This is a genomic window from Archangium sp., assembly GCF_045802675.1.
In the GTDB taxonomy this organism is placed as follows: Bacteria; Myxococcota; Myxococcia; order Myxococcales; family Myxococcaceae; genus Archangium.
On sequence record NZ_JBJMQO010000076.1, the window covers coordinates 1 to 25429 of the forward strand.

Below are 25429 nucleotides of genomic sequence, written 5' to 3' on the forward strand. Positions count from 1 at the left end.
TCGCCGGTTCACTCGAGCTGTTCTTCTGGGCGTGGGTGAAGTTCCAGCGCGTCGTCGGAGAGGTCACGGGGCACGCAGTCCCCATGTTCCAGCGCGTCGACCAGGCGGGCTTCACCCTCCCCCTCGACGAGCGAGTCCTCGCCGACACGGACACGCTGTTCGTCTTCGGTCTGGATCACATGGTCACCGAGCAGGTGCCCGCTCCAGAGGAGCTCGAGGCCGTTCGCGAGTTCCTCGAGCGCGAGGGAACCTGCCTCATCATCGGTCCGCACCACGATGTCGGGCACTCCTCGGACATGAAGGAACGCGACATGGAACACGTTCACCACGGCGACGGGCTGGTGCCGAGACGGCAACGCTTCGGTGGGTACACGCGTGCGCTGATGAAGGGACTTGGGATCCCCGTCGAGAATCAGTGGGGACTTCGCCCCGCGGTCATCACCGATAGGACCGCGCCGTCGACCGCCGCGAGTGACCTGGAGAAGTCCGGCTGGATATCGGGGACCACCGCGACGACCAGTCGAATCGCTCCGTTGACCATCGTGAAGGACCTGGACAAGCGCGGCTGGCTCACCGGAGTCCGCAACTTCAACTTCCACATGCACCTGCCGCACTACGCGCTGACGACAGCCTTCCCGAGGAGGCCGATTCCAAAGCGCTTGCGAGGTCTGCCGCGGTTCGTCGTCACACGGGGTGGCGAGTACTGCTTCATGCCTGGACTGCGCGCGCTGCGCTGGCTCGCCGAGCTTCGGACATGAAGCCCGCGACCGTGGACGTCCTGGTGGTAGGTGGCGGACCGGCGGGTCTGTTCGCCGCGCTCCGCGCCGGAGACCTGGGCGCCAGCACCACCCTGGTGACGGGCGGCGAATTCGGCGGCATGGCCGCCCATGATGGGCCGGTTCCCGTGCGGACGCTGGCGCACGCGGCCCGGCTGATCCGCGACGCTCGGCAGCTCGGACGGTATGGCATCTCCGTGCCGGAGCCAGTGCTGGACTACCCGCTGCTGCTCGCGCGCGTGCGCGAGGTGGTGGGAGAAGTCCGCGCCCACGCGGCGTTGCATGAGCAGATCGATGCCGCGGGCATCACCGTCCATGAGCGGGCCGGTGTCGCGCGCTTCATGGACCCCCACACCGTCGTGACGCACAGCGGGCTGCGACTTCGCGCCGAGAAGATCATCCTCTGCACGGGCGGGACCAGCCGGCGCCTCCCGATCCCCGGATTCGAGCTGACGGCAACTCACAGCGATGCCTGGAGCCTGACGTCGGTTCCGCCGACGATGCTGGTCATTGGCGGGGGCGCGACCGGCGTGCAGGTCGCGTCGATCTTCAGCGCCTTCGGCACGCGCGTGGAACTCTTCCAGGCGGCCTCACGCATCCTGCCGACGGAGGACGAAGATGTGTCCGCGGCCGTCGCGGAGTCCTTTCGCGGGGCGGGGATCGGGGTGCACGAGGGCTTTGGCTCGATCGAGTCCTTTGAAAAGACGCCGGGCGGCGTCAGGATGGCCTTCTCGAAGGACGGCGCACGAGACAGCGCCGAGGCCGCGCTCGTGGTCGTGGCGGTGGGCTGGACGGCCAACACGGCCGCTCTCGGACTCGCGACCGCTGGCGTCGAGACGGATCCCCGGGGATTCGTGCGCGTCGACGCTCATCTCCGCACCTCTGCGCCGCACATCTTCGCCGCCGGAGACGTGACCGGCCGACTGATGCTCGTACCGCAGGCGTTGCAGGACGGCTTCGTGGCCGCGACCAACGCCGTGCGAGGGCCAACGATGGTGACCGAAGACACGGTGTCGCCCATCGGGAGCTTCACCGACCCCGAGTATGCGCAAGCGGGCCTGACCGAGGCGAAGGCGCGGGAAACGCGCGAGGTCGTGGTGACGGTGGTGCGCTTCGACTCGACGACGCGCACGATCATCGACGGGCGAACGACCGGCTTCTGCAAGCTGATCGTCGACCGCGCGACGCGCACGATTCTGGGTTGCCACGTTGTAGGCGAGCGTGCGGTCGACATCGTGCAGACGGCCGCGATCGCCATCGCCGCGGGAATGCGTGTGGATGAACTCGCGCGCGTTCCCCTTTCGTTCCCGACCTACACGGGTATCCTGGGTCGAGCCGCGGCAACCGCCGCTCGCCAGCTCAGTCTGGATGTTGGCCGAGGTCGCTTCGCGGAACTGCTATGACCGCTAGCGAGAACGCTTGCTCTTCTGAGGATCTGTCCGCGGTCGTCTCGTGTTCTCTGCTTCCCGCCAGTTGAGCGACACCGGTAGTAGCGCGGTCGCACAGTGACCGGGTCGAATTAGAGCAGCGCGGAGAAGGCGTGCGGCCGATCCGCGTACTCGGGGTCCTTCAAGAGGAGCGCGTGCACCTGGCCCTGCGCGGTGGTGGGCACGGCCGGGAAGAGGTGGTGCGTGAGGTGGTACTGGTCGTTGCGCGGGAAGAGCACCCGGTTGAGCAGGCCCCAGCGGAAGATGTGGTTGCGCGAGCGGTGGAACTCATCCGCCTCGCCGATGACGCCCGCGTGGTCCACCGCGTCCGACCAGTAGCGGACGACCTGGTAGGCCACGAAGTAGGGCAGCACGTAGAAGAGGGCGAAGGCCTTCCAGCCCACCCCCCACTGCCCGAGCGCGAGCAGCCCCGCGACGAAGGCCCACCGGCACAGCGTCACCAGCCACGGGTCCGTGCGGCTGAAGAGCACCGGGCGCACGAAGGTGGGCAGGTGGATGAGCGTCAGCGGCCGCAGCAGGTGGCGCCGCGTGAAGTGCTCCGTGGGCTCGGCGAAACCGAACTTGCGGCGCGACACGAAGTCCAGGTCCTTCACCGGATCGCCCAGGTGCTGGTGGTGCGTGAAGTGCTCGCGCGTGTAGGGCTCGAGCGCCGTCAAATCCAGGATGGCCAGCGCGTGTCCGAAGGCGCGATTGACGCGCTTGCCGCGCACGAACATGCCGTGACACGCCTCGTGCAGCATGTTGCCGAGCGCGCGGAACCGCGTGGCGATGAAGAAGGCCACCAGCGGATAGAGCGCCCAGCCCACCACGGGCCGCGCCTCCAGCAGCGCGTGGGCCGCGAACGCCGCTCCCACCCCGAGCCCGATGTGGAACGCCATGTGCCCGATTCCCTCGGGCGCCGAGTGCGAGTGGTTGCCCATCCGGGCCACCTCCCGCGCGTACGCCGCCCTCAGGCGCACTGCCACCGAGCCGGATCGCTCCCGCACAGCGGGCGTCGGGCCATCGCTCGTACGGGGTGCGTTGTCCAGCGGCGCTGCTGGCTGCATGGGGAAACCTTCCGGGGGGACGGAAAAGTCGCAATCCCAGCTTAAACTGATACCCCGGGTACGGGCAAGCGAGCGGGGCCCGTATGTGTCACGACGGGGTGCGTCACGCGGCCGAGCGCGAGAGGGGCGCGAGCTGCGTGGGCAGCGTGACGCCGGGGCGCGCGGCGAGCAGCAGCTCCTGCGTCGGCAGGGGCAGGCACACCGTCGAGGTGAGTCCCTCGGGCGCCAGCAGCGCGGCGTACTCCGAGTGGGAGAGCAGGTCTCCCTCGTTGGTGAGGAAGCGCCGCAGCCCGAAGTAGAGGTGGTCCAACGGGCCGTCGCGCCGCTCGTCGAGCACGTACTCGGCGATGACCAGGATGCCGTCCGGCTTCAGCGCCCGCGCCACGCGGCGGAACATGTCCGGCAGGGACTCGGGGCGCAGCACGTTGAGCACCTGCGGGAGGATGATGAAGTCGTACGCGGCCTCGCCGAAGTCCTGGGTGAAGAGGTTGCCCGGCCAGAAGCGCGCCTGCCCCAGGGCCTTCAGCTGCTCCACGTTGCGCTTCGCCTGCGCGAGCACCACCTCCTGGTCGAAGTAGGTGACGTGCGCCGTGGGCTCCGTGCGCGCGAACGCCACGCCCCACACGCCCGAGCCCGTGCCGATGTCCAGCACCGACGCACCCGCCAGCGGACGCACCTGGGCGAGCGTCGCCGCCGCGCGCCGGCTGAGCTGGAAGTGCGAGGCGAACACCGCCGTAATCTGATTCGAGTTGTCCGCGTAGAAGCGCCGGCTCACCTCGGCGTCCTTGAGGTCCAGGATGAAGCGCTCGTGGCGCACCGTCTCCTCGAGCCGCTCCAGCGCCTCCCAATACTGCGCGGACACGGAGAAGGAGCGCAGCAGGTAGGGCAGTGCCTTGCCGTCGAGCACCTGCTTCGCCTCGTCCGTGAAGCCCGTCGTGCCGCCCCCGGTGCGGGTGAGGCCCAGGTGCGCGAGCACGTCCAGTACCGTGCGCAAGCCCCGCTCACTCGCACCGGTGGCCGCCCGGAGCGCCGCCTCGTCCTTGGGGCCCGTGGCGAGCTGCTCGAGCAGCCCCAGCCGGCCCACCGCCACCAGCAGCCAGGTGCGCGCGGCGCTGCGCGCGAAGCGGTCGAAGAAGTCCTCGGCTTCCGGCGAGGGCGCGGGCACCGTCTCCAGGAAGAGCCGCCGGTAGTGCGCGAGCACGTCCCAGCGCTGGCCCCCGAGGGTGACGGGCTCGCCCGTCTTCACCGCTTCCTCGAGCTGGCCAATGGGGCCCCACCAACGCGCCGCCTCCTGGAGGCGCTCGCGGAACGCCGCGTCCCGCAGGAAGGCCGCCACCGGACGGGACAGCGAGAGGCCGCGTGCGTCATCCATGTGCACCAGCCCCAGGCACACCAGCAGCTCGACGAGCGAGCGCACGCCGCGCACCGACGCCCCCACCTTCTGTGCGAGCTGCTGCACCGTCACCGGCGCGCCCGTGCCCTGCTCGGGCAGTGCGTCGAAGAGGCCCACGCTCAGTGATGTGCGCAGCAGCGCCGACTCATTCGAGGCATTGCGCGCCCAGAAGTGAAGGGACTGCGCCAGGGAAGGGGGCGTGGCGCTCCGGGGAGCCGTCATCGGAACCTCGTTCGGGGGGGCCCCAAGCTTCGCCGTTTCCCGCTCGGTTCCGCAACCCGGTGCGTCCGGGAGTTCCGCGCCCCACGGCTTGCCAGGATTGGCACGTTTTTCTAACTTCCACCTCCTGGCGAGAGGGAGTACGCGTTGACACTGGTATTGCTGACGTTGCAGGGCGTCCTGGCGCGCCGCCGGAGTTGGTGGGTCGGGCTGCTCGCGGCGGGTGCGGCCGCCCTGCTGACGCCGGGCCTCTCGCTGGTGGAGACCATCCACGAGGGCACGCGGCGCAGTCTCATCGAGAGCGGCGCCGGGCACCTGCAGGTGTACCACTCGGCCTCGCCCCAGACGCCCGTGCTGCTCACGGGCCCCGCGGGCGCGCCGGAGCTCGTCGCCATCGAGGACTTTCCCGGCACCGAGAAGCTCCTGCGCTCGGTGGACGGCGTGCAGGACGTGGTGCCCATGGAGGCGGGGACGGCCTCCGTGTTCCGGGGCAACTACCTGGACGAGAAGCTCGCCGCGGTGCGCGCCGTCACCCGGGAGCCCGCGTCCGAGGCCCGCGACGCGCGGCTGGCCCGGCTCGGAGAGGACTTGCGGCGCACGCTGCAGCGCGTGGCCGGGGACGAGCGTCAGCGCGAGCAGGCCTTCTCGGGCGACGTGGGCCTGCCGGAGGAGCGGCGCACGCTGGAGGTGGTGACCTCGGATGCCTTCTGGGCCCGCTTCCGCGCCAACCCCGAGGCCGCGCTCGAGTACCTCGAGGAGCGCGTGGCCAAGCTGGCCGGGGAGGGCGAGTCGCTGCCCATCGACTACCTGGGGACGGATCCGCAGCAGTTCGCTCGGGCCTTCCCCCGCTTCGAGCTCCTCTCGGGACAGATGCCGCCGCCCGGCAGCCGGGGCATCCTGCTCGGGCACGCGGCCTACGAGCAGAACTTCAAGTTGCCCATCGCCCAGCGGCTCGACGAGCTGCGCCGCGAGCGCGAGCATGGAGGCTCCTTCACGGACGAGCGGTTGAAGACGCTGGTGGAGCGCAACCTCGCGGACCTGCCGGACCTGTTGGCGCGGCTCGACGTGGAGCGGGCCTCGGCACTGCGGGACACGTTGGCGCGCGTGCTGGGCCACGCGGGCGAGCTCGAGCCCCTGCTCCGCGAGTTCCTCACCGTGGAGGACGGCAACTTCGACACGCGCTACCGGCTCTTCTACGACGAGCTGGCGGCGCACCTGCCGCTGTACCGCGTGCACCCCGGGGACACGCTCACCGTGCGCAACCGGCTGCTCTCCGCCTTCAACGTGCCGATGAAGGTGTGGGGCACGTTCCGCTTCAAGGGACTCGGCGGTGACACCAGCCAGGTCAACTCCATGAGCCTGGTGGACCTCGTCAGCGCGCGCATGCTCGCCGGAAGGCAGACGCGCGAGCAGCAGGAGGAGGCCCGCGCGCTCGTCGCCTCGTTCGGCATGAACAAGGAGCAGCTGTCCCTGGACTCGCTGGGGAAACCGACGATTGTCGACGTGGAGCCGCCCCCGGCCACGGGGAGCGCGGAAGCCCCCGTCATCGACAGGGCCGAGGTGGCGGGGACCTTCTCGGACGAGGAGCTGCGAGCGGGCAGTGTGCTGCATGCGGCCCTCGTGCTGCGTCCGGGCGCCTCGTCGGAGGACGTCTCCGCGCGCCTCCAGGCGTTGGTGGCCGAGCGCAAGCTGCCCCTGGCCATCGTGAGCTGGGAGGAGGTGGGCGGCCTCTTCAGCGGGGTGGTGGGCATCAGCCAGCTCGTGCTGGGGGTGTTCGCCGCGCTGCTCGCGTTCTTCGTGCTGCTGATGGCCACCGGCACGCTGCTGCTGCTGGCCAAGGAGCGCGTGGGCGAGGTGGGCACGTTGCGCGCCATGGGCATGCAGCGCCGCGAGGTCTTCTCCATGCTGCTGATGGAGGGGCTGGTGCTCGGAGGGCTGGGCGGATTGCTTGGCTCCGGGATGGGCGCGGCCCTGCTGCTGGGCATCGCCGGCCGGGGCCTGGCCTTGAGTGACGACATGTTGCAGTTCGCCCTTGGGGGCGCGGTGCTGATGCCCCGATTCGAGGTGTGGCACGTGGTGACGGTGGTGGCGGGAGTGATGGGAGTGGTGACGCTGGCGTCCCTGGTGCCCGCCTGGCGGGGGAGCTCCGTTCCTCCCGTGGTGGCCATGCGCGCGAGGGAGGACTGACCATGCTCTCGCTCCTGCGGATTGCCCTGCGCAACCTCTTCGTCGACCGCGAGCGCGGTCTGCTGCTCTTCCTCGTCATCTCCAGCGCCAGCGCGGTGCTCGTGGGCATGATGTCCCTGACGGCGGGCGTCGCCACCGAGCAGCGCAAGGCCGTGAAGACGCTCATCAGCGGGGACCTGAACGTCGGCGGCTACTTCAAGGTCCACCCCGACACCCTCGCCCCCGTCATCGGCGAGACGCCCCGCGTGCGCGGTGTGGTGGAGCCGCTGCTGCCCGCGAGCTGTGCCCTGCGCGAGCGGGGCCGGGGCCAGGCCGCGGTGGGCTCGGGCCGTCACCGCGCCCGCTCCTTCATGATGAGCCTGGACGTGAAGCAGGAGCAGGCTTCGCTCGGGCTCATGCCGCTGGAGAAGGGTTCGCTGGAGGCGCTGGACAGGCCCCACACGGTGGCCCTCTCGCAGCCGATGGCCGAGCGGCTGCGCGTCCAGGTGGGCGACGTGGCCACGATCTACGCGGAGATGGTGGGCGGCAAGCGCAACGCGCTCGACGTGGAGGTGGTCGCCATCACCGGGCGCGCCGGCTTCCTGGGCGAGGCCGCGGGCATCCTCGTCTCCAACACCACCCTGCGCGAGCTGAGCGGCTTCCGCTCCGAGTCCTCCAGCGTGCTGCAATTCATGTGTCCCGAGGGCACGGACCTGGACACCCTGGGGGGCTCGCTGCGCCAGGGGCTGCGCCAGGCGGGCTTCGAGGTGCTTCCGGCCTCGCACGAGGCCTATGGGGACAAGGTGTCGCCGCTGCTGCGGGAGAACTGGGCGGGCCAGCGGCTGGATGTCAGCACCTGGGAGGACGAGTCCTCCTTCCTCTCCTTCGTGACGGATGGGCTCACGGCCCTCACGGCGCTGGTGGGATTGATTGGCCTCGCGGTCGTCATGGTGGGGCTGTTCGTCTCCCTGAGCGTCTCCGTGCGTGAGCGGACGCGGGAGATTGGCACGCTGCGCGCCATGGGCATGCACCGCCGCTCCGTGGTGGGCCTGTTCGTGCTCGAGGGGCTGCTGCTGGGCCTGCTGGCCTCGGCGGCGGGGGCGCTGCTGGCCTCGCTGCTGTGCCTGCTCCTGCGAGGCACCGTGCCCCTGCCCGCGCCCATCGCGAGCCTCTTCTTCAGCGAGACCCTGCCGCTGGAGCCCCACCTGCCCGCGGTCGTGCTCGCCGTGCTCGCCGTCACCCTGGGCGCGGTGCTCGCCTCCATCATTCCGGCGGCCCGGGCCGCCGCCCTGTCCCCCCGTTCCGCCATGGAGTCCCTGTGATGAAGACCCGTGCCCGCCTGCCCCTGCTGCTGCTCTCGCTCCTGGCGCCAGCGCCTCTCCTGGCCGCCGAGCCCGCCAAGGCTCCCGCCGCGGACGCCAAGGCCCCCGCCACGGAGTCCAAGGAGTCGCTGGTGGACTACCTGCGCCGCATCGACAAGCGGATGACCTTCACGAGCGACTACAAGGGCACCGTCCGCATCATGGGTCTGAGCAAGCAGAACGCCGAGACGGCGGTGGAGATCATCGTCTACCGCCGCGACACGACGCGCGACCTGCTCTTCATGACCTCCAAGCCCAAGTACATGGCGGGCAGCGGGTACCTGCGCGTGGGCAGCAACCTGTGGGAGTACGACCCGAACGTGGGCCAATGGACGCGCAGCACCATGCGGGCCAACATCGCCGGCACCTTCACGTGCGAGGCGGACTTCGAGCGCTCCCGGCTCGCCGATGCCTACGATCCGAAGGACGAGGGCACGGAAGTCGTCAATGGCGTCACGTACCGGAAAGTCTTCCTGACGGGGAAGCCCGGCAGCGAGGTGTCCTTCCCGCAGCTGCGCCTGTGGATCGACCCGGACCTGAACATCGTGAAGCGCATCGGGTACGCGCCGTCGGGCAAGCCGCTGCGCACCGACCTCATCCGCGGCTACCAGCGCATCAAGGATCCGCTGACCAACGAGTACGTGTACCACTACAAGGAAGTGCTCGAGGAGGAGGCGGAGGAGGGCTCGCGGGTGATGGTGCGCTACGACGAGGTGGTGCTCGCGCCGCTCGATCCCAACATCTTCACCAAGTCCTGGCTCGAGTCGCGCTCGCGGTAGTCCGGCTGTTTCATGAAGGTGAGGGATTGGCCGGCGCCAGTGGATGCGCTGGCCAGGTCACTCGGGGAACTTTTCGGGCAGCGTTTGCCCCATGAAGGCTTCGAGAGCCTGCCGGGCATAGGCCTTGAGGCTGGCCATGCTCGCGGCATCGTCGAAATCAATGGACCGCACCATGTCCCGGAACCGGGAGAGCGCGGCCATGCATTCCGCGGGATGGGGAATCACCGTCGATTTGACCCTCTCTTCGCGGTCAACCAGGTCAAAAACGATGGTCGCGTCTTCGTGGAACTCTTCCCTGAGCTTCGCATCACCCTTGGTGCTGCGAGCCCATTCCAGCGACTGCCCCATCGCAATGTGTCCCAACCCATTGAGGGCACCGGCAATGCGAGCGGCTTTCTCGCTAGTAGGATCTAGAGACATCTGCGGCCTCCTTACTGGTGCCTTCCCGGGATCTGTGAAGGGTTACTCATTGAGGCAGATCGGGCCGACGAAAAGGTCTTTCCCGATGCTCGGAATGAATCCGAAGGCCGAGCCAGCTCGGACAGAGCCTCGCAGGCAGTCGAATCTGCACCATTCCTTGACCATCAGATTCTTGAAGATGTCTGGGAATGGCTCCGCGCAACCACGGCAACTTCCCTTGCCGCAGTGGGTGACGTGGCAAAGGCGTCCATGGAGTTCCTGGGGGAAGTCGCCCAGTCACTGTGCTTCGCGCGGCGCTCGCCCGTCAAACTCCGTCATGCTCCTTCGGGGTGAACGGCGCCGGGAGTATCTGGCTCCTGACGCCGCTAACAGCACCCGGCCCGTCCTCAGCTCTTGGACAGGCCCACCGTGGCCAGCACCCGTGCCACCACCGCGTCCACCTGCGGCGCGCGGATGAGGTCGGGGTGATCTCCCGCCATCGGCACCACGTCGATCTGCTCGCGCGGCAGCAACTGGCTCCAGCCGAGCGTCTCGTCGCGGCCCGTGCGTGAGTAGGCCGAGGTGAAGAGCAGCAGCCGCGCACGCAGCGCCGGCACCGTCCACACCCGCACCTGCGGCGTCAGCACCTCACCGAGGATGTGCCACACGCGCGAGAGCTGGCTGCCCTGGAAGTGGGGCGCCAGCATGCCCCGCTCCTTCGCACGCGTCGCGAGCAGCTCCCACTGCGCGTCGAGGCCCAGCGGCGCCAGCTCGCGCTCCAGCTGCGCGTCGAGCACGCCGAACTCCTCGGCCAGTTGCAGCACGGAGTCCGTCGCCGTCGGCGCCGGGATGGAGTGCACGGGAGGCGTGTCGAGCAGGCCCACCAGCTCCACCTGCTCGCCCGTCGCCTCGAGCACCGCCGCCACGCCAATGGCCGCGTAGCCGCCGAACGAGAACCCCATCAGCCGGTATGGCCCGTGCGGTTGCACCGCGCGGATGTCCTGCGCGTACACCGTCACGCGCTCCTCGAAGGTGGCGAGGTGACGCTTCGACACCGTCTCCGGCGCCTGGACGCCGAAGCAGCGCAGGCCCGGCTCCAGCTTCCGGGTGAGCTCCATGTAGTGGTGCACCTCGCCGTCGCCCGGGTGGAAGAGGAAGACGGGCGGGGCGTCCTTCGGCGTGTCCGGGCCCGACAGGTTCACCACGCTCGTCCGGGGAGGCCCTTCCTCCAGTATCTCGCTCAGCGCGTCCGTGCTCGCCCTCAGCGTCGGGTACTGGAAGATGGTGGCCAGCGGCACCGGGACGCCGAACTCCTCCTCCAGCCGTCCCAGCAGCCGCATGGCGAGGATGGAGTCGCCACCGTGCTCGAAGAAGTCGTCCTCGGCCCGGAGGTCCGGTTTGGCCAGCACCTCGGCCCACAGGCGCTGGAGCGTCATCTCCAGCGTCGAGCGGAACGCCGTCTCCCGCTTCTCCTCCTGCTCCGCGGGCTCCGTGGGCTGCAGGTCCGGATCCGGCAACGCCTGGCGATCCACCTTGCCGTTGTTGTTGACGGGCAGCTTCTCCAGGACGACGAAGGCCGCCGGCACCATGTACGGAGGCAGCTGCGACGCCACGTGCTCACGCAGCGCGTCCGCCCGCACCAGAGGCGAGGCCTGCACCCAGGCGCACAGCTGCTGCACGCCCGCGGCCGAGGTCCTCGCCAGCACCACCGCCTCCTGCACCTGGGGGTGGCGCCGCAGGCAGGTCTCGATCTCCGACAGCTCGATGCGGAAGCCGCGGATCTTCACCTGGTGGTCCGCCCGGCCGAGGAAGCGCAGGCGTCCGTCGGGCTGCACCCGGGCCAGGTCTCCCGTGTGGTACATGCGCGCGCCGGGCTCGTTCGCGAACGGGTCGGGCAGGAAGCGCTCGGACGTCATGTCCGGCGCCCCGAGGTAGCCTCGCGAGAGCGCCGCGCCGCCGATGTACACCCGCCCCGGCATGCCCGGGAGCACCGGCTCGAAGTGCTCGTCGAGCAGGTAGAAGCGCACGCGCGGAATGGGCCGGCCGATGGGGAAGGTGGGCTCGCTACCCACGCCCTCCGCGCCGGGGATGTCGCACGTGGCCGAGGTGATGGTGCACTCGGTGGGGCCGTAGACGTTGAGCCACGGCGCGTGTCCGCCGCCCACGCGCACCCAGGCCTCGTACGTCTCGCGCTTGAGCACGTCGCCGCCGGGGGCCAGCAGCCGCAGCCGCTCGGGCACCCGCTGGCCCTGCGCGTCCATCTCCCGCACCCACTCCTCGATGTACGTGGGCGGGAGGCTGATGATCGTGATGCCCTCCTGCTCCAGGTACGGCGTCATCTGGTGCGCGGGCACCAGTCCGTCCCTCATCACCACCGTGGCGCCCACCGCGAGCGGCGGGTACAGGTCCTCGGCCGCCGCATCGAAGCTGAGCGGCGCGAACTGCAGCATCCGGTCACCTGGACGCAGGCCGAAGTCGGCGGCGATGGCCAGGTTGTGGTTCACCACCGAGCGGTGCTCCACCATCACGCCCTTGGGCTCGCCGGTGGAGCCCGAGGTGAAGACGATGTACGCGAGCTGCTCGTGGGACACCGTCCGCGGCCCGGGGCCCGTCTCCGTCTTCACGTGCTCGGGCTGGGGCGCTACCTCCACGGTGGGCACGAGCCCCGCGTGCGCGGACAGCGCGGCCTCGTCCACCCAGAGGCGCCGCACGCCGGAGCGCTCCAGCACCGCGCGCTTGCGGGGCTCGGGCCAGCCCGCGTCCAGCGGCACGTAGGCGCCACCGGCCTTGAGAATGCCCAGCAGCACCGCCATGCCCTGCGCGGACGGCTGCATCACCACGCCCACCCGCTCCTCGGGCCGCAGTCCCCGCTCGACGAGCAGCGTGGCCAGGAGGTTGGCGCGGGCGTTGAGCTCGGCGTAGCTCCAGGTGGTGGTGCCATGCGCCACGGCGGGCGCGTCCGGCGTGCGGCGCACCTGGGCCTCGAAGAGCGTGTGCACGCACGCTCCAGCCGGCACCTCCTGGGGGCCACCGTCCAGCGAGGCCAGCGCCTGGGCCCGCTGCGGCCCGGACAGCAGCGACAGCCGCGACAGGGGCAGGTCCGGCGCGCGCACCACCTCGGAGAGCAGCTGGACGAAGGCGCCGGCCATGCGCTCGGACGTGGACTCCGCGAAGAGCGCACCGTCGGTGGCGATGAGGGTGCGCATCTCGCCCTGGGGCACCTCCAGGAAGTCGAGCACCACGTCGTAGGCCGGGATGACGCTGCGGCCATCGCCTTCGATCTGCGACGCCGTGAGCCCCGCGAAGGACGGAGCCCCGAGCGAGTCGAGTGTCAGGAGCACCTGCGCCAGGGGCGCGGCGTTGCGGTCGGCATCGGGACGGACGGTGTCGGCGATGCGCTTGAGGGGCACCTCCTGGTGACGGGTGGCGTGCGCCACGACGTCGTAGGCCCGCCGCAGGAGCGAGCGGAAGGAGAGGGTGCCCTCCACTCCGGTGCACAGGGGGAGCAGGTTGGTGAAGAAGCCCACCTGCTTTTCCGTGCCCGGGAGGACGCGCCCGGTGAAGGGCGACGCCACCACCACGTGCGACTGTCCGCTCAACCGGTGCAGCCACAGTTGCGCGAGCGCGAGCATGGCCACGAAGGTGGTGACCCCCTCGCGCCGCGCCAGCGACTTGAGCTGGCCCACGTCCCCGGCACTCAGCGTGAGCTGCACCGGCCGCATGTTGGCGTTGAGCGTGGGGGCCTGGCGGGGGAAGTCCTTCGGCAGGTCCAACACCGGGGGCGCGTCCGCCAGCGCCTGCCTCCAGGACTCGAGGCTCTCCTGCTGCTCACGCACGTGCTCGGGCCGCCGCTGCCACAGCGCGAAATCCGCGTACTGGAGCTGCGCGGGCGGCAGCAGGGGCGTCTGGCCCTCCACCGCCGCGCTGTAGGCCGCCGACAGCTCGTCCAGGAAGACGCGCTGGCCGATGCCGTCGTTGACGAGGTGGCTCATCACCAGGATGAGCGCGTGCCGGGTGCCCGCCGCATCCAGGCGCACCAGCTCGAAGCGGTACAGCGGCCCCTTTTCCACGTCGAAGTGGACCTGATCGTGCCGGGCCGCCATGCGGCGCGTGGTCTCGAGGGCCTCGGTGGGCGGCAGGTGCGAGACGTCCGTGTGCGTGAGCACCGGCCGGGCCAACGGGTGGACCCGGGTGATGAGCTCGCCGCCCTCCAGGGAGAACGAGGTGCGCAGCGTCTCGTTGCGCTCGAGCACGGCCACGAAGGCCGCCTCCAGCTTCGCGACATCCAGCGCACCCTCGAGCCCGAGCGTGAACACCGTGACGAAGGGCGGCGCTTCCGGCAGCTGCAGCGCGTACCAGAGCCGCTCCTGCACCTGGGATGCGGGAAGCCGCGAGGGACGCTGCTGCTCGGATGCGGCCCACGCCGTCTCGCTCTCGCGCTGGGGCGCCTCGTCGATGAGGGCGGCCAGGCCGGCCAGCGTGGGCGCGGCGAAGAGGGACGCCACCGTCAGCTCCACGCCGAAGCGGGTGCCAATCCGCGCGATGAGCTGCACGGCCATCAGCGAGTGGCCGCCGAGCTCGAAGAAGTCGTCGTCGGGGCCCACGTGGGACACCTCGAGCAGCTCGCGCCAGATCTCCGCCAGCGCCTCCTGGGTGGGCGTGGCGGGAGCGTCGGAGACCGGCTTGGAGGGCGCGGCCTCCTCCGGCGAGGGCAGGGCCTGGCGGTCCACCTTGCCGTTGGGTGTGAGCGGCAGCTCCTCCAGCGGCACGAGGGCCGAGGGCACCAGGTACGCGGGCAGCGAGCTGGCCAGCGAGGCGCGCAGGGCCGGGATGTCGGGCAGACCCGACTCTCCCACCACGTAGCCCACCAGCCGGGGGCCGATGGGGCCGTCCTCGCGGAAGATGACGGTGGCATCGGACACGCCCGGCAACGAGCGCAGCGCCGCTTCCACCTCGCCCAGCTCGATGCGGTAGCCGCGGACCTTCACCTGCGAGTCCAGGCGCCCCAGGAAGTCCAGGTCGCCCGAGGCCAGGTAGCGCACGAGGTCTCCCGTGCGGTACATGCGCGCGCCGGGCTCGGTGGAGAACGGATCCGGCACGAAGCGCTCCGCCGACAGCTCCGGGCGGCGCCAGTAGCCGCGCGCCACGCCCGCTCCGGCGATGTAGAGCTCACCGGGCACGCCCACGGGCAGCGGACGCAGGTTCTTGTCCAGCACGTAGAGCCGCGTGTTGGCGATGGGCCGGCCGATGCGCACGGTGCCCTCGCCCGGGTCTTCCGGACGGACGGTGTGCACGCAGCAGCCCACCACCGTCTCGGTGGGGCCGTACTCGTTGATGAGGCGCGTGGCGGGCGCGTGGCGGCGCCAGAACGCGAGGCTCTCCGCGGACAGCGCTTCGCCACCGACGACGAAGGCCCGCGTGCGTCCCGCGACCTCTCCGGCGCTGAGCTGCTGCGAGAGGAGTTGCAGGTGCGTGGGCGTCAGCTTCACCAGGCTGTAATCGGTGCCCGTGCGCAGGGCCTCGGTCAGGCCCTCCACGCCAGCCTCCTCGGGGACGAGCACCACCGGCCGGCCCATCACCAACGGGGCGATGAGGCTGGTGACGGTGAGGTCGAACGAGAGCGACGAGTGCACGGGCGCACCCGAGCCCTCGGCCACGGGGTACGCGCGGCAGGCCCAGTGCAGGTAGTTCACCACGCCGCGGTGCTCGAGCATGACGCCCTTGGGGCGCCCGGTGCTGCCCGAGGTGTAGATGAGGTAGGCCAGGTCATCGGCCGTGGCGAGCGGGGCGGGGTTGTCCTCGGGCTCCTGGGCGAAGGGCTGCTCCCACTCCGAGTCCATGCACACCAGCATCTGATCGCCGATGGGCAGCTCGTCGGCCACCTTCTGCTGGGTGATGAGCACCGGCGTCGCGGTGTCCTCCAGCATGAAGGCCAGCCGGGGCAGCGGGTAGCCGGGGTCCATCGGCACGTAGGCGCCACCGGCCTTGAGCACGGCCCACAGCGCCACCACCATGTCCGGCGAGCGCTCCAGGCTCAGCCCCACCAGCGTCCCGGGTCCCACGCCCAGGCGGCGCAGGTAGTGCGCCAGTTGGTTGGCCCGCGCGTTGAGCTGCCGGAAGGTGAGCTCCTGCTCGCCGTACTCCCCGGCGCGCACCGCCACCGCGTCCGGCGTGCGCTCGACCTGTGCCTCGAAGAGGTGGTGCACGCATGTGTCGCGCGGGAAGTCCTCGCGCGTCGCGTTCCACTCCACCAGCAGGCGCTGCCGCTCCTCGTCGCGGAGCAGTTCCAGTGCGCCGACGCTCGTGCCCGGGGCCTCCAGCGCGTGCGCGAGCAGCCGCACGTAGTGGCCCAGCATGCGCTCGGCCGTGCCGGCCTCGAAGAGGTCCGTGTTGTAGCGGATGGCCAGCTCGTAGCCCTCGCCACTCGCCGCGATGCCGAGTGACACATCGAAGGGGCTGGTGGACAGCTCGGGGTGGATGAGGCGCGCGCGGAGCTCGGGGAAGGCCTCGCCCAGCGAGCGCTCCACCCGGACGACGTCGATCATCACCTGGAAGAGCGGGGCGCGGCTGGGGCTGCGCTCCACGACGAGCGTGTTGACGAGCCGCTCGAGCGGGACGTCCTGGTGGGCGATGGCCTCCAGGGTGGTGGTGCGCACCTGTCCCAGCAGCGAGGAGAAGGACGCGGACGGCTCGACGTGGCTGCGCAGCACGAGCGTGTTGAGCAGCAGGCCGACGACGTCCTCGGTGGCCGGGTGGGTGCGGCCGGAGACGGGCGTGCCGACGCAGAAGTCCTGCTGGCCGCTGTAGCGGTGGAGGAGCGCGGCGTAGGCGGCCTGCAGCACCATGAAGGGCGTCACCTGGTGCTGGAGGCAGAAGACCTCGAGCGCCTGGACGAGCGCCGCGGGCAGCCGCTGCTTGGGCGTGAGGCCGCCGTGGTGCGACAGCACGGCCGGGCGCGGCTTGTCGGTGGGCAGTTGCAGCAGCGCGGGCACTCCGGCGAGCTGGTTCTCCCAGTACGCCAGATGGCGCTCCTCGCGCTCGCGCACGGCCTCGGTGCGCTGCCAGGCGGCGACGGCCGAGTGGTCCAGACGCACGGCGGGCAGGGCGGGCCGCTGGCCCTGGCGGAGGGCCGCGTAGCCCTCGCCGAGCTCACGCAGGAGGATGTCCAGCGACAGGCCGTCCACCACCAGGTGGTGGAAGAGCAGCAGCAGCACGTGGCGCTCGGGCCCCGCGCGCAGCAGGTGGAAGCGGTAGAGGGCGCCGTCCAACGAGAAGGGACGGTTGACCCGCTCGCTCACCCATTGAATCCGCCGCTCGGGCGAGTCCGTCCCGGGCTCCAGGGACTCCACCGCCAACACCCGCGAGGGCACGGGCAGGAGGACGGGCTGGGGTTGACCCGCGCGCGCGGGCACGGCCATGCGCAGCACGGTGTGGCGCTCCAGCATCCAGCGGAGGGCCTCTTCCAGCGCGGCGACGTCCAGCGCGCCCTCCAGCTCTACGGCCTCCAGCATGTGGTAGGCGGCGGAGTCCGGGTGCATCTGCTGGATGAACCACAGCCGCTCCTGCGCGAACGACAGCACGGGCGGAGTACCCGCCGGCAGCGGCGAGGGCGCGGGCAGGCTGGCGAGGCTGTTCTGGAGCTTCTCCACCTCGCGGGCCAGACCGGCCACCGTGGGGGCGGAGAAGAGCGTGGCCAGGGGTAGCTCCACGCCGGTGTCCTGGCGCACGCGGGCCACCAGCCGGGTGGCGCTCAGCGAGTGGCCACCGAGGTGGAAGAAGTCGTCGTCGCGCGACACCGACTCGACGCCGAGCACCTCGCGGAAGTGCCGGGCGAGCAGCTCCTCCAGGGGGCCACGAGGCGCCTCACCCTGGGTCTGACGCCCGGTGTCCTCCACGCGCAGCGCGGTCAGCGCCTTGCGATCCACCTTGCCGCTGGTGGTGAAGGGGAGCGCCGGGAGCGTGACGAAGCGCGAGGGCACCATCGCCTCGGGCAGCGAACGGGCCAGCGACTCGCGCAGGCCGCCCACCACCTGGGCCGCGTCTCCCTCCACCACGAGGAAGGACTCCAGCCGCGCGTCACGGCCGCTGCCGCGCACCACCACGGCCGCCTGGCGCACGCCGGGCTGGCGCAGGAGGGCAGCTTCGATCTCCTCCAGCTCCACGCGGACGCCGCGCACCTTCACCTGGAAGTCGGTGCGTCCGAGGAAGCTCAGCGTCCCATCGCCATTCCAGCGGCCACGGTCGCCCGTGCGGTACAGGCGCGAGCCGGGCTCACCGGAGAACGGATCCGGCACGAAGCGCTCGGCCGTCAGCTCCGGCTGGCCCCGGTAGCCGCGGCCCAGGCACGTGCCGCCGAGGTACAGCTCGCCCGGGACACCTGGAGGCACGGGCTCACCGCGCGCGTCGAGCACGTACACGCGGCACCGGTCCAGCGGCCGTCCGAGGCGCACGGGCCGGTCCGCCAGCGTCCGCTCGGCGACGACGTTGATGCTCGTCTCCGTGGGGCCGTACGTGTTGATGAGCTTCGTGCTCGTGAGCGCGAGCTGCCGCACCAGTGGATCCGGCAGCACCTCGCCGCCCACGACGAGCACCTTCAGCGAGCGGAAGGCCTCCAGCGCGCCGGGCTCCTCGAGCGCGGTGGCGAGCGAGGAAGGCGTGATGACGACGTGGGTGATGCCGTGACGGACGAGGTCGCGCCCCAGCCCGAGCGGGCCCACCTCGCGCAGCACGGTGCACGCGCCGCGGGTGAGGCTGAAGAGCAGCTCCTCCAGGTGGATGTCGAAGGAGAGGCTGCCGGACGAGGCCCAGCGCTCGCCGGGGTTCGTCTCGTAATACGGATCGAAGGCCGCGAAGCAGTGGACGACGTTGCGGTGCGTGAGCTCCACGCCCTTGGGCTCGCCGGTGGAGCCGGAGGTGTAGAGCAGGTACGCGAGGTGGTGGGCGCGGGCGCGCTGCGCCGGCACGGAAGAGGACACCTCGCGCGTGCGCACGTCCGGGGACACCAGGGGCACGTCGAGCGCGGTGTCGGCGAACAGGGCCGGACGGCTGACGACGAGCTTCGCGCCCGACCTGCGCAGCAGCGCCGCGCGGCGGGCCGCGGGGTGGGAGGCCTCGAGCGGGAGGCACCCGGCGCCACTGAGGAAGATGGCCAGCAGCGACACCACCGCGTCGAGCGAGCGCTCCAGGCACAGGCCCACCACGGTCTCCGGACCCGCGCCCGCGGCCACGAGGTGCGCCGCCAGCTGCGAGGCCCGCGTATGCAACTCGCGGAAGGTGAGCGTGCCCTCGGGAGCCAGCACCGCCGGGGCGTCCGGGGTGCGCGCCACCTGGGCCTCGAAGAGCGAGGCGATGGTGGCCTCGGCGTCGAAGGGCCGCTCGGTGTCGTTGAAGGTGGAGACCACCCGCGTGCGCTCGGCGGGGCTGAGCAGCGACAGGGCCTCCACGGGCGTGTGGGGCTCGGCCAGCGCGCTCGCGAGCAGCTGGAGGTAGTGGCCCACCATGCGCCGCACGGTGCCGGCCTCGAAGAGGTCGGTGCTGTACTGGACGAGCAGCTCGGTGCCGCTCGCGCGCTCGGTGACGCTCAGGGACAGGTCGAAGAGGCTGCTGATGGTCTCCGGCTGCAGCGTGCGCGTCTGGAGGCCGGGGAAGACCTCGGGCAGCGAGTGCTCCGCCTTGAGGTACTCGAACATCACCTGGAAGAGCGGCGAGTGGCTGGCGCTGCGCTCGACGCCGAGCGCGTGAACGAGCCGGTCGAAGGGCAATTCCTGGTGCGCCAGCGCCTTCTGGGTGGTGGTGCGCGCCTGCTCCAGCAGGGCGGAGAAGGAGGCCGTGGGCTCGACGCGGCTGCGCAGCACGAGCGTGTTGAGCAGCAGGCCGACGACGTCCTCGGTGGCCGGGTGGGCGCGTCCCGAGGCGGGCGTGCCCACGCAGATGTCCTGCTGGCCCGAGTAGCGGTACAGCAGCACGTTGAAGGCGGCGTGCAACACCATGAAGGGCGTCACGCCGTGCCGCTGACTGGAGGCGCGCACCGTCTCGGCGAGCGCGGGGGGCAGCGGGAGGATGAGGACACCGCCCTGGTTCGACAGCACCGCGGGACGCGGCTTGTCGGTGGGCAGCTGCAGCACCTGGGGTGCATCGGCCAGCTCGTGCTTCCAGTACTCGAGCTGCTTCTGCTCACGCGCGCGGAGGACCTCGGTGCGCTGCCAGGCCGCGATGTCCGAGTGGCTCAGCCGCACCGGGGGCAACTCGGGGCGCTTGCCCTGGCGGAAGGCGGCGTAGGCCTCGCGCAGCTCGCGCAGGAGGATGCTCACGGACAGGCCGTCCACCAGCAGGTGGTGGAAGAGCAGCAGCAGCACGTGGTGCTCGGCGTCCACCCGCAGCAGCTGGAAGCGGTAGAGCGGGCCTCCCGGCGTGAAGGGCCGGTTGATCTCCTGGTTCAGCCACCGCGTCTGCCGCTCGGCGCTGTCCGCTCCCGGCTCCAGCACCTGGAGCGTCAGGGCCTTCGCGGGCGTGGGCAGGAGCGTGGGCCGGGGCTGGCCCTCATGGGCGGGCACGGCCAGACGCAGGACGGTGTGGCGCTCCAGCAGCCAGCGGAGGGCCTCGTCGAGCGCGCCCGTGTCCAGGGCGCCCACCAGCTCCACGGCTTCCGGGATGTGGTACGCGCTCGAGTCGGGCTGCAACTGCTGGAGGAACCACAGGCCCTCCTGCGTGGACGACAGCACCGGAGGCGCTCCGGCGGGGAGCGGCTGGGGCTCGGGGAGGACGTCGGTGCCCTGCTGGTACCGGGCGATCTCCTTGGCCAGGCCCGCGATGGTGGGCGAGGCGAAGAGGGCCTCCAGGGGGAACGCCACGCCGAAGGCCCGGCGGATGCGCACCACCAGGGAGATGGCGTTGAGGGAGTGGCCTCCCAGCTTGAAGTAGTCGTCGTCGCGCGACACCTGCTCCACGCCGAGCAGCTGGCGGAAGAACCCGGCGAGCGTCTCCTCCACGGGCCCGCGCGGAGGCTCACCCGAGCGCTGGAGCGCGGTGGCCTCGACGGGCAGGGCGGCCAGGGCCTTGTAGTCCACCTTGCCGGTGTTGGTGAGCGGCAGCGAGGGCTGGAGCACGGCGCGCGTGGGCACCATGTACGCGGGCAGCTCGTGCTCGAGCGCCGCCAGCAGCGAGGCCTCGGTGACCTCGGCGGAGGCCGGCACCACGTGGGCCACGAGGTACGTGTCCCCGGGCTTGCGCTCGCGCACGGAGATGGCGGCCGAGCGCACCTGGGGCAGCGCGTGCAGGGCGGCTTCGATTTCGCCGACCTCGACGCGCATGCCGCGCACCTTCACCTGGAAGTCGGCGCGGGTGACGAACTCGAGCAGGCCCTCGGGCGTGCGCCGCACGAGGTCTCCCGTGCGGTAGAGGCGGGCGCCCGCGGTGGTGCTGAACGGATGGGGCACGAAGCGCTCGGCCGTGAGCTCCGGACGGTGCAGGTAGCCGCGCGCCACGCCCGTGCCGCCGATGTACAGCTCGCCGAGCACGCCCTGGGGCACCGGCCGCAGCGCCTCGTCGAGGACGTACGCCTCCATGTTGGCCTTGGGCCGGCCGATGGGAACGCGCGCACTGGTGGGGGCCGCGCGCATGGGGTGCACGGTGGTGATGTCCGTGCACTCGGCGGGGCCGTAGGTGTTGAGGAAGAGCGAGTCCGGGTAGCGCTCGAACCACGTGGTGACGAGCGAGGGCGGCAGGGCCTGGCCGACGGTGAGCATGGCCCGCACGCGGGACAGCGCGGGCGCGTGGGCGTCATCCCCATCCTCGAGCATGGACTGGAGGAGGGAGGGCACCACGTCGGCGACGGTGACGCCGGCCTGCCGCAGCGCGGACACGAGGCGGGGCGTCTGGCGGACCACCTCGTCCTCGAAGACGTGGACGGTGGCGCCGAAGGGCAGGCCTCCGAGCATCTGCCACACGCTGATGTCGAAGCCCATGGGGGCCGTCTGCGCGATGACGTCGCCCGGCGTGAGGTTCAACGCCTCCTGGAAGCCGAGGAAGTGGTTGAGCATGCCGCGGTGCTCGACCATGACGCCCTTGGGGACACCCGTGGAGCCAGAGGTGAAGAGGGCGTAGGCGAGGTTACGCGGCGAGGTGCGGGACGCGAGGGGCTCGGCGCTCTCCGTCTCGAGTCCCTCCAGGGAGAGGACGTGGGGCCGCTGAGCGGAGGGCAGCAGCGCGAGCGCCTCGGCGAGCAGCGCGCTGGAGTCACCGAGGGCGAGGACGAAGGGCGCACGGCTCTCGGAGAGCAGCTTGGCGAGGCGGGCCGCGGGGAGCTGCGCGTCCAGGGGCAGGTAGGTGCCTCCCGCCTTGTGGATGGAGAGCACCGCGCGCACCAGGGCCGCCGAGCGCACGCACAGCACGCCCACGAGGGACTCGAGCCCCACGCCCTGGGCCACCATGCGCCGGGCGGCGCGGGTGGTGTGCACCTCGAGTGCGGCATACGTCCACTGCTCGTCGCGCGAGGCGAGCGCCACCTGCTCCGGCGTGCGGCGCGCCTGCGCGGAGAAGAGCTCGTGCACGCACGTGTCCAGCGGCCAGCCACGCCGGGCGGCGAGGGCGTCGTTACGGGCGGACTGCCGCTCGTCATCGGCGAGCAGCTCCAGGGCATCCACGCGGGTGGCGGGCTCGCCGAGCGCGCGGGTGAGCAGCTGGACGAAGTGGTCGCGCAGCCGCTCCACGGTGGAGCGCGTGTACAGCTCCTCGTTGTAGCGCAGGACGAGCTCGAAGCGGCCCGCGTGCTCGTTGACGGTGAGCACGAGCGCGTACAGGTTGATGCCGCTGTCGATGTGCAGGGGGCGCGCGCCGAGGCTGGAGAAGGCGTCCTCGAGGGCGGCCTCCACCTGGTTCATCTCGAAGAGCACCTGGAAGAGGGGCGTGTGCCCCAGCCCGCGCTCGGCGCCCACGGCCGAGACGACGCGCTCGAAGGGCAGCTCCTGGTGGGCGATGGCGCCCAGCACCGTCTCGCGCACCTGGGTCACGAGGGCGGAGAAGGGGCGCGCGGGCTGTACGCGGCTGCGCAGCACCACGGTGTTGATGAAGGGGCCGACGACGTTCTCGAAGGCCGCGTGGTTGCGGTCCGAGACGGGCGTGCCGACGCAGAAGTCCTCCTGCCCCGAGTAGCGGTACAGCAGGGCGGCGAAGGCGGCGTACAGCACCATGAAGGGCGTGGCCTGGTGCTGCTGGCACCACGCGCGCAGCGACCCGGTCAGCGAGTCGGAGAGGAACACCCGGCCCGCCTCGGCGCCGCGATTCGAGCGGCGCGAGGGGACCATGTCCGTGAGCAGGCGCAGCACCTCGGGGGCGTTGGCGAGCTGGTGCTTCCAGTACTCCAGCAGCTCGGCCTCGCGGGCCGGGGAGAGGGCGGTGCGCTGCCACGCGGCGAGATCCGTGGCCTCGAGCCCGAGCGGCGTGAGCGCGGGAGACGGCTGGCCGAGCGCCGTGGCGTAGAGCGCCCCGAGCTCACGCATGAGCTGGTTGTAGGACGAGCCGTCGGCGAGCAGGTGGTGCAGGACGAACAGCAGGACGTGGCGGTGCGGGGTGAGGCGGAAGAGCTGGAAGCGGTAGAGGGGCTCGCGCTCCAGGTCGAAGGGGCGCAGGCCCACCTCGCGCAGGCGGCGGGAGAGCGTGGCCTCGTCCTCGCCCAACACCTCCACGGTCAGCACCGACGAGGGCACCTCGTGGAAGGCGAGCTGGGGGCGCTCATCCTTGATGGGGAACGTGGAGCGCAGGGACGTGTGCCGCGCGAGGAGCTGCCGGAGGGCCGTCTCCAGGGCCGCCACGTCGATGGGGCCGTGGAGCTCCACCGCCCGGGGCATGTTGTAGAGCGGCTCCTGGGGGTGGAGCTGGTGCTGGAACCACATGCGCTCCTGGGCGAAGGACAGCACCGGAGGCGTCCCAGCGGGGAGCGGAAGCGGATGGGAGAGGGCGGGCGCGCTCTCCTGGAGCCGGTTCACCTCGAGGGCGAGGCCGGCCACGGTGGCGGAAGCGAAGAGGGCCTCCATGGTGAGCTCCACGCCGAAGGCCTGGCGGATGCGGGCCACCAGCGTGAGGCCGTTGAGCGAGTGGCCACCGAGCTCGAAGTAGTCGTCGTCGCGCGACACCTGCTCCAGCCCGAGCACCTGGCAGAAGAGCCCCGCGATGCGCTCCTCTACGGGCCCGCGCGGGGGCTCGCCTTCGTGCTCGGCCTCGGCGGAGGGGAGGGGCAGGGCCGCCAGCGCCTCGTAGTCCACCTTGCCGGTGGAGGTGAGGGGCAGGGCCGTCTGCGGCACGGCGCGCGTGGGCACCATGTACGCGGGCAGCGATTCAGCCAGCGCGCTCAGCAGCGAGGCCTCGTTGATGCCGGGAGCGGCGGGCACCACCCAGGCCACGAGGTAGTTGTCGCCGGGCGTGCGCTCGCGCACGGAGACGGCGGCCGAGCGCACCTGGGGCAGCGCGTGCAGGGCCGCCTCCACCTCGCCCAGCTCGATGCGCATGCCGCGCACCTTCACCTGGAAGTCGGCGCGGGAGACGAACTCCAGCGGGCCCTCGGGCGTGCGCCGCACGAGGTCTCCCGTGCGGTAGAGGCGGGCACCGGGCGTGGCGCTGAAGGGGTTGGGCACGAAGCGCTCGGCGGTGAGCTCCGGGCGGTGGCGGTAGCCGCGCGCCACGCCCGTGCCTCCCACGAACAGCTCGCCCAGCGCGCCGTCGGGCACGGGCTGGAGCGACTCGTCGAGGACGAAGACCTCCAGCTGGTCCTTGGGCAGGCCGATGGGCACGCTCGCGCCCGTGGGGGCCGCGCGCATGGGGTACATCGTGGTGGTGTCCGTGCACTCCGCGGGGCCGTAGGCGTTGGCGAGCGCCACGCCCGGGTAGCACTCGAACCAGTCCCGGCACAGCGCGGGGGGCAGCGCCTGCCCACCGATGATCATCCAGCGCAGGCGGGAGAACGCGGGCGTGCTGGCGCTGTCGAGGTCCTCCAGCAGCGAGCGCAGCACGGCGGGCACCATCTCGACGACGGTGACGCCGGCCTCGTCCAGCGCGCGGGCCAGACGGGGCAGCTCGCGCACCACCTCGTCCTCGATGAGGTACGTGGTGGCGCCGAAGGGCAGGGCGCCCAGCATCTGCCAGACGCTGATGTCGAAGCCCATGCCCGCCGTCTGGGCGATGACGTCTTCCCCGGTGAGGCCCAGCACGTTCCTCAGCCACAGGACGTTGTCGAGCATCGCGCGGTGCTCGACCATGACGCCCTTGGGGATGCCGGTGGAGCCCGAGGTGAAGACGACGTAGGCCAGGTGGTTGAGCGACGCGCGCGAGGGCTGGGGCTCGGGGCTCTCCGCGTCGAGCCCGTCCAGCGACAGGAGGCTCGGGCAGCGCTCCGGGGGCAGCAGCGCGAGCACCTCGAAGAGGAGCGGCTCGTCGGAGGGGCTGGCGGGTAGCACGAAGGCGGCCTGGCTCTCGGAGAGCAGCTGGGCGAGCCGCGCGGGAGGCAGCTGCGCGTCCAGGGGCAGGTAGGCGCCGCCGGCCTTGTGCAGCGAGAGGACGGAGCGCACGAGGGCCTCGGAGCGCTCGCCGAGCACGCCCACCAGACCCTCGGGGCCCACGCCCTGGGCCACCATGCGCCGGGCGGCGCGGTTGGTGTGGGCCTCGAGCGCGCCATACGTCCACTGGCCTCCGTGGAAGGCGAGCGCCACCTGGTCCGGCGTGCGGCGCGCCTGCGCGGAGAAGAGCTCGTGGACCGGCTCCAAGCGCAGGGTGTTGCGCGGGTTCGGGTCCTGCGCCAGGGAGCCCGGTTGCGTGGCGGAAGGCGGGACGTCGAAGTCGTTCTTGGAGGTCAT

At 71.4% G+C, this 25429-nt stretch carries 8 protein-coding genes and 1 pseudogene; 5 read left to right on the forward strand and 4 right to left on the reverse strand.

Annotated features, from left to right (window positions below; all coding sequences use genetic code 11):
• A pseudogene (locus ACJ8AN_RS20280) lies at window positions 1-758 on the forward strand (hypothetical protein); the annotation flags it as partial.
• Window positions 755-2179 carry a dihydrolipoyl dehydrogenase family protein gene (locus tag ACJ8AN_RS20285; protein WP_407757054.1) on the forward strand — a complete coding sequence of 475 codons (1425 nt, stop codon included), beginning with the start codon at window positions 755-757 and terminating at the stop codon, window positions 2177-2179. The pseudogene ACJ8AN_RS20280 and the gene ACJ8AN_RS20285, both read left to right, overlap by 4 nt.
• 116 nt (window positions 2180-2295) lie before the next feature.
• Here ACJ8AN_RS20285 and ACJ8AN_RS20290 read toward each other — a convergent pair whose 3' ends face one another.
• A complete protein-coding gene (locus ACJ8AN_RS20290; RefSeq protein ID WP_407757055.1) occupies window positions 2296-3189 on the reverse strand; it encodes a fatty acid desaturase family protein in 894 nt (297 codons plus the stop codon).
• 184 nt (window positions 3190-3373) lie between these two features.
• The gene (locus tag ACJ8AN_RS20295; RefSeq protein ID WP_407757056.1) at window positions 3374-4885 is read right to left on the reverse strand and encodes a class I SAM-dependent methyltransferase; all 1512 of its coding nucleotides are present in this window, start codon (window positions 4883-4885) and stop codon (window positions 3374-3376) included.
• 144 nt (window positions 4886-5029) lie between these two features.
• Between ACJ8AN_RS20295 and ACJ8AN_RS20300 the strand changes: the two genes are divergently transcribed.
• Genes ACJ8AN_RS20300 through ACJ8AN_RS20310 form a run of 3 tightly spaced genes read left to right on the forward strand, consistent with a single transcriptional unit; the run spans window position 5030 to window position 9188 of the window.
• On the forward strand, window positions 5030-7069 hold the full coding sequence (locus tag ACJ8AN_RS20300; protein ID WP_407757057.1) for an ABC transporter permease: 2040 nt from the start codon (window positions 5030-5032) through the stop codon (window positions 7067-7069).
• A gap of 2 nt (window positions 7070-7071) precedes the next feature.
• Window positions 7072-8370, forward strand: a complete 1299-nt coding sequence (locus tag ACJ8AN_RS20305; RefSeq protein ID WP_407757058.1) for an ABC transporter permease — start codon at window positions 7072-7074, stop codon at window positions 8368-8370.
• Complete coding sequence (locus ACJ8AN_RS20310) at window positions 8370-9188, forward strand: outer membrane lipoprotein-sorting protein (RefSeq protein WP_407757059.1); 819 nt, start codon at window positions 8370-8372, stop codon at window positions 9186-9188. The genes ACJ8AN_RS20305 and ACJ8AN_RS20310 overlap by 1 nt, the downstream gene beginning before the upstream one ends.
• A 57-nt stretch (window positions 9189-9245) precedes the next feature.
• On the opposite strand, the gene ACJ8AN_RS20315 is transcribed toward ACJ8AN_RS20310, so the two are convergent.
• Both ACJ8AN_RS20315 and ACJ8AN_RS20320 read right to left on the reverse strand, forming a co-directional pair.
• Window positions 9246-9536 carry a hypothetical protein gene (locus tag ACJ8AN_RS20315; RefSeq protein WP_407757060.1) on the reverse strand — a complete coding sequence of 97 codons (291 nt, stop codon included), beginning with the start codon at window positions 9534-9536 and terminating at the stop codon, window positions 9246-9248.
• Window positions 9537-9994: 458 nt separating this feature from the next.
• Entirely contained in the window at window positions 9995-25429 is a 15435-nt protein-coding gene (locus ACJ8AN_RS20320; RefSeq protein ID WP_407757061.1) for an amino acid adenylation domain-containing protein, read from the reverse strand.

Bases quoted from the DNA above. Each gene is read 5' to 3' on its own strand.
- ACJ8AN_RS20285 (WP_407757054.1), top strand. From the start codon at position 755: ATGAAGCCCGCGACCGTGGACGTCCTGGTGGTAGGTGGCGGACCGGCG.
- ACJ8AN_RS20295 (WP_407757056.1), bottom strand. From the start codon at position 4,885: ATGACGGCTCCCCGGAGCGCCACGCCCCCTTCCCTGGCGCAGTCCCTT.
- ACJ8AN_RS20305 (WP_407757058.1), top strand. From the start codon at position 7,072: ATGCTCTCGCTCCTGCGGATTGCCCTGCGCAACCTCTTCGTCGACCGC.
- ACJ8AN_RS20310 (WP_407757059.1), top strand. From the start codon at position 8,370: ATGAAGACCCGTGCCCGCCTGCCCCTGCTGCTGCTCTCGCTCCTGGCG.
- ACJ8AN_RS20315 (WP_407757060.1), bottom strand. From the start codon at position 9,536: ATGGGGCAGTCGCTGGAATGGGCTCGCAGCACCAAGGGTGATGCGAAG.
- ACJ8AN_RS20320 (WP_407757061.1), bottom strand. From the start codon at position 25,429: ATGACCTCCAAGAACGACTTCGACGTCCCGCCTTCCGCCACGCAACCG.